The organism is Streptomyces sp. NPDC057617 (genome assembly GCF_042800555.1).
In the GTDB taxonomy this organism is placed as follows: domain Bacteria; phylum Actinomycetota; class Actinomycetes; order Streptomycetales; family Streptomycetaceae; genus Streptomyces.
Map to the genome: position 1 here is coordinate 34,373 of NZ_JBHVGV010000017.1, position 11,762 is coordinate 46,134.

At 70.2% G+C, this 11,762-nt stretch carries 8 protein-coding genes; 1 reads left to right on the forward strand and 7 read right to left on the reverse strand.

Features of this window, described 5'->3' with window-relative positions:
• Nucleotides 1-57: 57 nt before the first annotated feature.
• From ACFU9P_RS31365 to ACFU9P_RS31380, 4 genes are all read right to left on the reverse strand, one after another.
• Nucleotides 58-996, reverse strand: coding sequence for an ABC transporter permease (locus tag ACFU9P_RS31365; RefSeq protein WP_384087390.1), 939 nt, complete (start codon nt 994-996; stop codon nt 58-60).
• Nucleotides 983-2,005 (reverse strand): ATP-binding cassette domain-containing protein, encoded by a 1,023-nt coding sequence (locus tag ACFU9P_RS31370; RefSeq protein WP_384087393.1) that lies wholly within the window; start codon nt 2,003-2,005, stop codon nt 983-985. The genes ACFU9P_RS31365 and ACFU9P_RS31370 overlap by 14 nt, the downstream gene beginning before the upstream one ends.
• A 167-nt stretch (nt 2,006-2,172) precedes the next feature.
• A complete protein-coding gene (locus tag ACFU9P_RS31375) occupies nt 2,173-3,432 on the reverse strand; it encodes an outer membrane lipoprotein carrier protein LolA (RefSeq protein ID WP_384087396.1) in 1,260 nt (419 codons plus the stop codon).
• Between the two features lie 373 nt (nt 3,433-3,805).
• A complete protein-coding gene (locus ACFU9P_RS31380) occupies nt 3,806-4,816 on the reverse strand; it encodes a polyprenyl synthetase family protein (RefSeq protein WP_384087398.1) in 1,011 nt (336 codons plus the stop codon).
• 478 nt (nt 4,817-5,294) lie between these two features.
• Between ACFU9P_RS31380 and fahA the strand changes: the two genes are divergently transcribed.
• On the forward strand, nt 5,295-6,518 hold the full coding sequence (gene fahA / locus ACFU9P_RS31385; RefSeq protein WP_384087401.1) for a fumarylacetoacetase: 1,224 nt from the start codon (nt 5,295-5,297) through the stop codon (nt 6,516-6,518).
• Between the two features lie 106 nt (nt 6,519-6,624).
• Here fahA and nuoN read toward each other — a convergent pair whose 3' ends face one another.
• The 3 genes from nuoN to nuoL are packed head-to-tail and all read right to left on the reverse strand — an operon-like array spanning nt 6,625 to nt 11,753.
• Nucleotides 6,625-8,277 (reverse strand): NADH-quinone oxidoreductase subunit NuoN, encoded by a 1,653-nt coding sequence (nuoN, locus tag ACFU9P_RS31390; RefSeq protein WP_376377799.1) that lies wholly within the window; start codon nt 8,275-8,277, stop codon nt 6,625-6,627.
• Entirely contained in the window at nt 8,274-9,851 is a 1,578-nt protein-coding gene (locus ACFU9P_RS31395; protein ID WP_376377797.1) for an NADH-quinone oxidoreductase subunit M, read from the reverse strand. Before ACFU9P_RS31395 ends, nuoN begins: the two co-directional genes overlap by 4 nt.
• Before the next feature lie 6 nt (nt 9,852-9,857).
• On the reverse strand, nt 9,858-11,753 hold the full coding sequence (gene nuoL, locus ACFU9P_RS31400) for an NADH-quinone oxidoreductase subunit L (protein ID WP_376377795.1): 1,896 nt from the start codon (nt 11,751-11,753) through the stop codon (nt 9,858-9,860).
• Between the last annotated feature and the right edge of the window lie 9 nt (nt 11,754-11,762).

The following is an 11,762-nucleotide window of genomic DNA, read 5'->3' on the forward strand; positions in this document are numbered from 1 at the left end:
CACTGCTGCCCGCCCGGGCTTGAGCCACCGCCCGGGCGGGCAGCGGCCGTCCACCACTCAGGCCGTGATGTCCTTCGCAGTGAAGCGGGCCCAGGCCGCCGAACCGAAGACGGCCGCGTACAGCACCTGGAGGCCCAGGTTCTTGGCTATCCCGTCCCAGTAGACCGGTTCGCGGAGGAGGTCCGCGAAGGACAGCCAGTAGTGCGGGAAGAGATAGGGCTGTATCGCGTGCAACTGCGGGATCGTGTCCAGGATCTGCGCCGTGATCAGCAGCCCCACGGTCGCCGCCATCGCCGCGATCCCGCTGTTGGTCAGGGTGGAGATGAACAGGCCCAGGGCCGCGAGCCCGGTGAGGGAGGCGGCCACGATGACCGCGATCAGCAGGGCCCGTATCAGCCCGTCCCCGAAGGAGATCCGCGTGCCCGAGATGGTGGTGACCTCGCCCAGCGGGAAGAGCAGCGCGCCGACGGCGAGTGCCGAGGCGGCCACGACCAGGGTGGCGACGAGACAGAAGGCCACCGTGGAGGCGTACTTGGCGAGCAGCAGTCTCGTACGGCCGGCTGGCGCGACCAGGAGATAGCGCAGCGTCCCGCCATGGGCCTCGCCCGCGACCGCGTCGCCCGCGATGACTCCGACCGCCATCGGCAGGAACACGGGCAGGGTCGCGGCGAGCGCGGCGAAGACCAGGAACAGGCCGTTGTTGGTGATCTGCGTCAGAAAGGCGGGCCCGCCACCGCCGGGGCCGCCGCCCGCTCCCCCGCCGTCACTCGTCTCGATCTTCACCGCGATACCGATGAGGACAGGGACGGCCGCGAGCACGCCCAGCAGCGCGAGGGTGCGCCAGCGCCGGAAGGTGGTGGTCAGCTCCGAGCGGAACAGCCCCAGCGTCCACCACAGCCGCGCCTCACGGCCCCCCGCACCGCCCGCCGGTGCCTCCGCCCGCGCACCCGCCGCGTCCAGCACCCCGGCGCCCGTCCCGCCCTCAGCCGACGACATCGAAGCCCTCCCCGGTCAGCGCCACGAAGGCGTCCTCCAGCGAGGCCCGCTCCACACCGAAGGCCCGCACCCGCACCCCGGCCCGTACCAGCGCGGCATTGAGGTCCGCCGGATCCAGCGGCTCCCCCTCGGCCGTGGGCAGTTCCCCCGTCACCCGGTCGTCCGTCATGACCACATCGGTCACCCCCCGCTCCTTCAGCACCCGCGCGGCCTCGCCCGGGTCGGGGGTGGTGACGGCCAGCCTGCCCCGGGTCCCCGCCGCCAGATCGGCGACCGGACCCTGGATGATCAGCCGCCCCTGGGCCATCACCGCGGCATGCGTGCAGACCTGCTCGATCTCGTCCAGGAGATGCGAGGAGAGGAAGACGGTCGTGCCGTCCGCCGCCAGCTCCCGCACCAAGGTCCTGATCTCCCGCATGCCCTGCGGGTCCAGCCCGTTCGTGGGCTCGTCGAGCACCAGCAGCCTGCGCGGTTGCAGCAGGGCCGCGGCGAGACCGAGCCGCTGCTTCATACCGAGGGAGTACGCCTTGGCCTTCTTGCCGGCCGCCGCCGTCAGCCCGACCCGGTCCAGGGCCTCGGCCACCCGGGCGTGCCGGGTGCGGGGATCGGCGGTCGGGTCGGCCGAGTCGTACCGTACGAGATTGTCCCGGCCGGTCAGAAAGCCGTACAGCGCGGGCCCCTCGATCAGCGCCCCCACCTGCGGCAGTACGGCACGGGCGGCGCGCGGCACCGGGCGGCCGAGGAGCGTGGCCGAGCCCGCGGTCGGCTGGATCAGCCCCATCAGCATCCGGATGGTGGTGGTCTTGCCCGAGCCGTTGGGACCGAGAAAGCCGAAGACGCTGCCCGCGGGCACGGTCAGATCGAGGCGGTCGACGGCGAGCTGTCCGCCGCGGAAGCGCTTGGTGAGCCCACGCGTCTCGATCACATGAGGCGCATGTGGTGCTTGCGGCACGTGAGGCGCACGCGGCGCACCTGAATCACCGGGCACCGCTCCCGTGACGGCTGTCATCCCGCTCCCCCTTCCCGCTCCCGTTCTTGTCCCGCTTTCGTTCCCGCCGGGCGCCCCAGCCTCGCCGGAAGAATCCTCGCGCGCCCTTTCGAGACAAGAACGGACCGGCCCCGGTCAGCGTTCCGCCCCGTCGCACACAGCACGCGACGGGGCGGTCCGCTACGGCGTCACTTGGCCTCGTTGGCCGCCTTGACCAGCACATCCTTCGTCACGGCGCCGACATAGACCTTGCCGTCATCCGTCAACAGAGCGTTGACCAGGCGGGTCTTGTAGACGGTGCCCGAGCCGAACTTGCCGCTGACCTTGTCGCCCAGCGCGTCCAGGAACGACTGCGCCTCGGCCGGCAGGTCGCCCGAGCCTGACGCCGCGGAAGGTACGTCCGTACCGCCCGGAGTCGTCAGCTCGTAGACCGCGTTCCAGCCCTTGCCGATGACCTTCTGGCTGCCGGACTCCTTGAAGGCGTCCACATCGCCCTTGGGGATCTCCGGCGCCTCGTGCTCCTCGCCCTGCGTCACCTTCGCGCCCTTGGGAGGCGTGAAGTCGAAGGTGGAGGCGGCGGGCTTGGCGAAGTCGACCGTGGTGAAGCCGATGTCGAGCACGGCCTTGCCGCCGCTGCTCGGCGTGAGCGTGAACTTGAGCGGGGTGCCGGTCTCCGCGTCGACCGCGATCTTGATCGAGCCGACCGTCGAACCGCTCTGCTTGGGCTTGATCAGGAGCTGATAGGCGTCCCGCCCCGCGATCCGCGCCGTACCGTCGACGCTCACCGAGGTGGTGTCGCCCGAGGCCTTGAGCGCCTGCTCGGCGAAGTCCTGCGGGGTGGCCGGGGCGCCCTCGGCACCCGCGCCCTTCTCGCCCCACTGGTGCTTCCCCGCGCCCTTCTCGGCGTCCTTCCCGTCGTCCTTCGGGGAGGTCGCGTGGTACGCCTCGTTGGAAGCGCTGTCGTACGCCCAGACCTCGTCGCCGTTACGGATCAGGCTGTACTCGGCGGCGTCGTCCAGGACCGACACCCGCTGCTTGTCGGGGCCGTCGGCCGCGATCCGCAGTGTGTGCGTACCGGAGGTCAGCTCCATCAGCTTGGCGTTCGGGTCGGCGGTGGAACCGCTCGCGCCCGCGTCGCCCTTGGGTGCGAGCGCGCCGCCCGCCGCGCCGCCGAAGCCGCCCAGCGAGGGCAGGCCCAGATCCGTGGTGATCTTCACCGAGCCGGAGAGCTGCTCGGTGTCGGACGCGGCGATCTTCTCGATGAGTTCCTGTGCGCTGATCTTCGGCAGCTCGGGGTCGCCGGTCGCGGCCAGTGCCGGGACGAGCCCGATGGTCGCCGCAGCCACCCCCGCCACCGCGACAGGGACCCCGTAACGCGCCGCCATACGGCGGCCCGCGCTGGGCTCCCTGTCCTCCTCGGTGGTCTGTGCGCTGTCGTTCGGTGCCATGTGTGCCCTACCTCCGTGGTCGGCGGCCTTCCGTCCTCTGCACGTGCCCACCCCGCGCCGCCATTCTCACCCGAATTGGTCAGGAGTGGTGTTGTCCATCTGACCAAATCGGCCGCCTGTAAGCGTCAGACCCCGGAAGCAACTTCAGGTACTGCTCAGGGATGACATTCCGAGGAGATACCTCTCGCGGCCCGTAGGGGACGGCTGTTGACCGGCTCGAAGTCGCCCCGGGAGCACCGTGCGGGACGGCCGTCATCTCCACCACCTGAGTGATGAGGGCCCGTCAGCCCGCCCGGGGGACAGGCCCGGTGGGCGTCGGCCCGACAGACTCACCGAGCGTGCGGCCACCGGAGGCGGCCGGACGCGGACGGCGTCAGCCCGCCCGGTGGACCACCGCGTCGCACAGCTCCACCAGTGCCGCCTTCGCGTAGCACTCCGGCAGCGGCGTCAGCGTCGAGCGCGCCTCCTCCGCGTACCGCACCGTGTCGCGCCGTGCCTGCTCCAGCGCCGGATGCGCGCGCAGCCGGCGCAGGGCCTCCGCGTGCCGCGCGTCGTCCGCCAGATCGCCGTCCAGCAGTTCGACCAGCGCCAGATCGTCCGGGAGCCCGTGGGCCGCGGCCTGGGCGCGCAGCAGCAGCACCGGCAGGGTCGGGATGCCCTCGCGCAGATCCGTGCCGGGGGTCTTGCCGGACTCGTGCGAGTCGCTGGCGATGTCGAGGACGTCGTCGGCGAGCTGGAAGGCCACACCGAGCCGCTCGCCGTACTGGGTGAGGATGTCGACGACGGTCTCGTCCGCGCCGGACATCATCGCGCCGAACCGGCCGGAGACCGCGATCAGCGAGCCCGTCTTGCCGCCGATCACATCGAGGTAGTGCGCGACCGGATCGCGTCCGTCGCGCGGTCCCGCCGTCTCCAGGATCTGGCCGGTCACCAGCCGTTCGAACGCCTCCGCCTGGATACGGACGGCCTCCGGCCCCAGGTCCGCCAGGATGTGCGAAGCGCGGGCGAAGAGAAAGTCACCCGTGAGGACCGCGACCGAATTGCCCCAGCGGGCGTTGGCGCTGTCCACCCCGCGGCGGACCGCCGCCTCGTCCATCACGTCGTCGTGGTACAGCGTCGCCAGATGGGTCAGCTCGACGACCACGGCCGCCGGGACGACCCCGGGCGCGTACGGGTCGCCGAACTGCGCCGCGAGCATCACCAGCAGTGGCCTGAACCGCTTGCCCCCGGCCCGTACGAGATGCTGAGCGGCCTCCGTGATGAAGGGCACCTCGCTCTTGGTGGCATCGAGCAGCCCCGCCTCGACAGCCGCCAGTCCGGTCTGGACATCGGCCTCAAGAGCCTGGTCCCGCACGCTCAGCCCGAACGGCCCGACGACGGTCACGAGAGGTACTCCTGTCTGCTGACGATCACACGGATTGTCGATGTGTCGCTGTCATCACTCAAGTCAGCGTATCCGGTCGCCTTTCGATCACCATGGGCGCCTTCCCGGCACCGCCGGTATGTTCGGGATCAGTCATACGACCTGGAGCAACGGATTTGTCCGGAACGGCGGCCGACGTCCAGGCGAACACGGAGCGGCCTCCACCGGTCGCCGGACCGGCCGCGCCGTACGCCGTCACGTGGCCGCACCGCACCCCGTCACCCCGCCCCCGGCACTCCGAGTGAGGGGTGCCCGGAGTGTCCCGCGCCCCCGCCGCCGGCGCGCACCGACCGCGCCCGGAGGGCTACCGCCGGTACGGTCCGCACGCCTCCGCATCCACCCGGTACTTTTCGGTCGAAGCGGGCTTTTCGCCACTGCCGCGCCGGGGCAGCGTCGACGTAACGTGTCCTGCACCGAACCGGAAAGCGAGGCAGCACCGATGCCCGAGCAGAGCCCGCTCGTACCGGCCGAGGGCGACCCCTTCGGCCCGCACAACCTGCCGTACGGAGTCTTCTCCACGGCCGACGAGCCCGACCGCCGCCGGCTGGGGGTCCGTATCGGCGATCAGGTGCTCGACGCGGGGGCCGCTGCGCACGCCCTGGGCTCCCCGTACGCGGCGCTGCTCGACCGGCCCGGCCTCAACCCCCTGATGGCGGCCGGGCGCACGGCCTGGCGCGATGTACGGCGGGCACTGACCGCGTGGGTCACCGTTCCGGCGCACCGCACGGACATAGAGCCCCTCCTCCACCCGCTCGGCTCCGTCACCCTGCATCTGCCGTACGAGGTCGCGGACTATGTCGACTTCTACGCGAGCGAGCACCACGCCGCCAATGTGGGCCGGATCTTCCGTCCGGGCGGCGCCGCGCTGACCCCCAACTGGAAGCATCTCCCGATCGGTTACCACGGCCGGGCCGGCACGGTCGTCGTCTCCGGTACGGATGTGGTGCGCCCGTCGGGGCAGCGCAAGACCCCGGCCGACCCGGCGCCCGTCTTCGGGCCGTCCGCGAAGCTCGACATCGAGGCGGAGGTCGCCTTTGTCGTCGGTGCGCCCTCGGCGCGGGGCAGCGCGGTGGAGTCGGCCGCCTTCCGCGACCATGTCTTCGGGCTCTCCCTGCTCAACGACTGGTCGGCGCGCGACATCCAGGCGTGGGAGTACGTACCGCTCGGCCCGTTCCTCGGCAAGTCCTTCGCCACCTCCGTCTCGGCCTGGGTGACTCCGCTGGAGGCCCTGGACGCGGCCCGGGTGGCGCCCCCGGCCCGTACGGAACCGCTGCTCCCCTATCTGGACGACGCGGACGACGAGGAGCCGGGCGGCTTCGACCTGCGGATCACGGTCTCGCTCAACGGCCAGGTGATCTCGGAGCCGCCGTTCTCGGCGATGTACTGGACGGCCGCCCAGCAGCTCGCCCATATGACGGTCAACGGCGCCTCGCTCCGTACGGGCGACCTCTTCGCGTCCGGTACGGTCAGCGGCCCCGCGCGCGAGGAGCGCGGCTCCCTGCTCGAACTCACCTGGAACGGCACCGAGCCGCTCGAACTGCCCGACGGCAAGCGGACGTTCCTGGAGGACGGCGACGTGGTCACCCTCACCGCCTGGGCGCCGGGCCCCGACGGCACCCGGGTCGGGCTGGGCGAGGTGACGGGCCGGGTCGTCTCCGGCTGAGCCATGGCACGCACAGGGCCCGGCACCTCGGTGAGGTGCCGGGCCCTGCTGTCCGTACGAAAGCGCACGGAGCTGTACGGGAATGCCCTGGCCGGGGCGGAGAGCCTCAGCGCACAAAGCCCCCGGCCTGGCTCGCCAGATCCAGGAAGTACTGCGGCGCCACACCCAGCACCAGGGTGACCACCACTCCGGCCGCGATGGCCATCGTCGTCAGCGCCGAGGGCACCGCGACCGTCGGGCCCTCGGGCTTCGGCTCGCTGAAGAACATCAGCACGATCACCCGGATGTAGAAGAACGCCGCGATCGCCGAGGCGATCACACCCACCACCACCAGCGCGCCCGCGCCGCCGTCGGCCGCCGCCTTGAACACCGCGAACTTCCCGGAGAAGCCCGAGGTCAGCGGGATACCGGCGAAGGCCAGCAGAAAGACCGCGAAGACCGCCGCCACCAGCGGCGAACGCCGCCCGAGCCCGGCCCACTTGGACAGATGCGTCGCCTCGCCGCCCGCGTCGCGCACCAGCGTGACGACCGCGAACGCGCCGATCGTGACGAAGGAGTACGCCGCCAGATAGAAGAGGACGGACGAGATGCCCTCGGGGGTCGCGGCGATCACACCGGCCAGGATGAAGCCGGCGTGCGCGATCGAGGAGTACGCCAGGAGCCGCTTTATGTCGGTCTGGGTGATCGCGACGATCGCGCCGCCCAGCATGGTGACGATGACCACGGCCCACATCACCGGCCGCCAGTCCCAGCGCAGCCCCGGCAGGACCACATACAGCAGCCGGAGCAGCGCACCGAAGGCCGCCACCTTCGTCGCCGCGGCCATGAAACCGGTGACGGGGGTGGGCGCACCCTGGTAGACGTCCGGCGTCCACATGTGGAACGGGACCGCGCCGACCTTGAAGAGCAGCCCCATCAGGATCAGCGCGCCGCCGATGAGCAGCAGCGCGTCATTGCCCATGGTGTCGGCGAGCGCCGGGCTGACGCTCTGGACGGTGCCGTCGACGACCTCCGCGATCCGCGCGTACGACACGGAGCCCGCGTAGCCGTACAGCAGGGCGATCCCGAAGAGCAGGAAGGCCGACGAGAAGGCGCCCAGCAGGAAGTACTTCACCGCGGCCTCCTGCGACATCAGCCGCTTGCGGCGGGCGAGGGCGCAGAGGAGATAGAGCGGGAGCGAGAAGACTTCCAGGGCGATGAAGAGCGTCAGCAGATCATTGGCCGCCGGGAAGACCAGCATGCCCGCGACGGCGAACAGGGCCAGCGGGAACACCTCGGTGGTGGTGAACCCGGCCCTGACCGCGGCCTTCTCGCTGTCACTGCCGGGCACGGCCGCGGCCTGCGCGGCGAACGAGTCGACCCGGTTGCCGTGCGTCTCCGGGTCGAGCCTGCGCTCGGCGAAGGTGAACACGGCGACGACCGAGGCCAGCAGGATCGTGCCCTGGAGGAAGAGCGTCGGGCCGTCGATGGCGATGGCGCCCATGGCCGCGAGGTGCTTCTTGGTCGTGCCGTATCCCCCGGCCGCCAGGGCGACCACCGACGCGAAGGCGGCGGCCAGGGCGACCAGGGAGAGAAAGAGCTGCGCGTGGTAGCGCCCCTTGCGAGGGATGAAGGCCTCGATCAGGATCCCCAGGACCGCGGCGCCCGCCACGATCAGGGTGGGGGCGAGCTGCGCGTATTCGATGGTCGGAGCCGGGATCCTGTCGATCCCGCCCGCCGCCGTCGTTGTCCACAGGCTGTGGACGGCTGTCGCACTCACGGGGCGGCCTCCACCTCGGGCTTGGGGTCGGTCTGCTGTACGTCGGACATCGTGTGCTCCACCGCCGGGTTGACGATCTCGGTGAGCGGCTTCGGATAGACGCCCAGGAACAGGAGCAGCGCGATCAGCGGGGCGACCACCACCAGCTCCCGGACCTTGAGGTCGGGCATGCCCTTGACCTCGGCCTTCACCGGTCCGGTCATCGTGCGCTGGTAGAGCACCAGGACATAGAGCGCGGCGAGCACGATGCCGATGGTGGCGATGATGCCGACCACCGGATACCTGCTGAAGGTGCCGACCAGGACCAGGAACTCACTCACGAACGGGGAGAGCCCCGGCAGCGAGAGCGTGGCGAGACCGCCGATCAGGAAGGTGCCCGCGAGAACCGGGGCGACCTTCTGCACCCCGCCGTAGTCCGCGATGAGCCGCGAGCCGCGCCGGGTGATCAGGAAGCCGGCCACCAGCATCAGCGCGGCCGTGGAGATCCCGTGGTTGACCATGTAGAGCGTGGCGCCCGACTGGCCCTGGCTGGTCATGGCGAAGATGCCCATGATGATGAAGCCGAAGTGCGAGATCGAGGCATAGGCGATCAGCCGCTTCATGTCGCGCTGGCCGACCGCGAGCAGCGCTCCGTACACGATGCTGATCAGCGCCAGCACCAGGATCACCGGGGTGGCCCACTTCGACGCCTCCGGGAAGAGCTGGAGGCAGAAGCGCAGCATCGCGAACGTGCCGACCTTGTCGACCACCGCGGTGATCAGGACGGCGACGGGCGCGGTGGACTCGCCCATGGCGTTGGGCAGCCAGGTGTGCAGCGGCCACAGCGGCGCCTTCACGGCGAACGCGAAGAAGAAGCCGAGGAAGAGCCACCGCTCGGTGCTGGTAGCCATCGACAGGGAACCGCTGGCCCGCGCCTCGGCGATCTCGGCGAGCGAGAAGCTCCCCGCGACCACATAGAGGCCGATGACCGCGGCCAGCATGATCAGACCGCCGACCAGGTTGTACAGCAGGAACTTGACGGCAGCGTACGAGCGTTGGGTCGCCGCCGCCTCGTCCCCGCCCGCGTGGGCGCGGTCGCCGAAGCCGCCGATGAGGAAGTACATCGGGATGAGCATGGCTTCGAAGAGGATGTAGAAGAGGAAGACGTCGGTGGCCTCGAAGGAGAGGATCACCATCGCCTCGACCATCAGGATCAGCGCGAAGAAGCCCTGGGTCGGCCGCCAGCGGCGGTTCGGGTTCACGTCTTCGAGCGGGTCGGCGTCATGCCACCCGGCCAGGATCACAAAGGGGATCAGCAGGGCGGTCAGCGCGAGGAGCGCCACCCCGATGCCGTCCACGCCCAGTTCGTACCGCACCCCGAAGTCGGAGATCCAGGCGTGCGACTCGGTGAGCTGATAGCGGGCACCGCCCGGCTCGAAGCGGACCACCACCACGGCGGCCAGCACCAGGGTGGCCAGCGAGAAGAGCAGGGCCAGCCATTTGGCGGCGGAGCGCCGGGCGGCCGGGACGGCCGCCGTGACGATCGCGCCGACCGCGGGCAGCACCGCCGTGGCCGTCAGAAGGGGGAACGACATATCCGGTTACACCGCCCTCATCAGCAGGGTCGCGGCGATGAGCACTGCCGTACCTCCGAACATCGAGACCGCATAGGTGCGGGCGTAGCCGTTCTGCAGCTTGCGCAGCCGGCCGGAGAGCCCGCCGAACGACGCCGCCGTGCCGTTGACCACTCCGTCGACCAGGGTGTGGTCGACATAGACCAGCGAGCGGGTGAGGTGCTCGCCGCCTCGGACCAGGACCACATGGTTGAAGTCGTCCTGGAGCAGATCGCGGCGGGCGGCCCGAGTGAGCAGCGAGCCGCGCGGGGCGGTCACCGGGACCGGCCTGCGTCCGTACATCAGCCACGCCAGGGCGACTCCGAGCACCAGGACGACCATGGTGGCGCCGGTGACGGTGGCGGCGCTGACCGGCGCCTCTCCGTGGTGGTATCCGGTGACGGGCTCCAGCCAGTGCACGAACCGGTCACCGATGGAGAAGAACCCGCCCGCGAAGACCGAGCCGACGGCCAGCAGGATCATCGGGATGGTCATGGACTTCGGCGACTCGTGCGGATGTGGCGCGACCCCGTTCTCGTCGGGCTGCCAGCGCTTCTCGCCGAAGAAGGTCAGCAGCATCACCCGGGTCATGTAGAACGCGGTGATCGCCGCGCCCAGCAGGGTGACGGCGCCGAGGATCCAGCCTTCCGTACCGCCCTTGGCGAAGGCCGCCTCGATGATCTTGTCCTTGGAGAAGAAGCCGGACAGACCGGGGAAGCCGATGATCGCCAGATAGCCGAGGCCGAAGGTGACGAAGGTGACCGGCATGTACTTCCGCAGGCCGCCGTACTTGCGCATGTCGACCTCGTCGTTCATGCCGTGCATGACCGAACCGGCCCCGAGGAACAGCCCGGCCTTGAAGAAGCCGTGCGTCACCAGGTGCATGATCGCGAAGACATAGCCGATCGGGCCGAGGCCCGCCGCCAGGATCATGTAGCCGATCTGGGACATCGTCGAACCGGCGAGGGCCTTCTTGATGTCGTCCTTCGCACAACCGACGATCGCACCGAAGAGGAGCGTCACCGCGCCGACCACCACGACCACGAGCTGGGCGTCCGGGGCGGCGTTGAAGATCGCTCCGGACCGGGTGATCAGATAGACGCCCGCGGTCACCATCGTCGCCGCGTGGATCAGGGCCGAGACCGGGGTCGGGCCCTCCATCGCGTCGCCGAGCCAGGACTGGAGCGGCACCTGCGCCGACTTGCCGCACGCGGCGAGCAGCAGCATCAGACCGATAGCGGTCAGCTTGCCCTCGGAGGCGTCCCCCGTGGACCCCAGGACCGGCCCGAAGGCGAAGGTCCCGAAGGTGGTGAACATCAGCATGATCGCGATCGACAGACCCATGTCGCCGACACGGTTGACCAGGAAGGCCTTCTTGGCGGCGGTGGCCGCGCTGGGCTTGTGCTGCCAGAACCCGATGAGCAGGTACGAGGCGAGACCGACACCCTCCCAGCCCATGTACAGCAGCAGATAGTTGTCGGCGAGGACCAGCAGCAGCATCGCCGCCAGGAACAGGTTCAGATAGCCGAAGAAGCGGCGGCGCCGCTCGTCGTGCTCCATGTACCCGATCGAGTAGATGTGGATCAGGGTGCCCACACCGGTGATCAGCAGGACGAAGGTCATCGACAACTGGTCGAGCTGGAAGGCGATGTCCGCCTGGAAGCCCTCGACGGGGATCCAGCTGAACAGGTGCTGGTGCAGTGTCCGTCCGTCACCGCTCTTGCCGAGCATGTCGCTGAACAGCACCACGCCGACCACGAAGGACGCGCCGGCCAGCAGTGTGCCGAGCCAGTGGCCCGCGCGGTCGAGCCGGCGGCCCCCGCAGAGGAGGACCGCTGCTCCCAGTAGAGGCGCCGCGATGAGCAGCGCGATCAAGTTCTCCACGATTCAGCG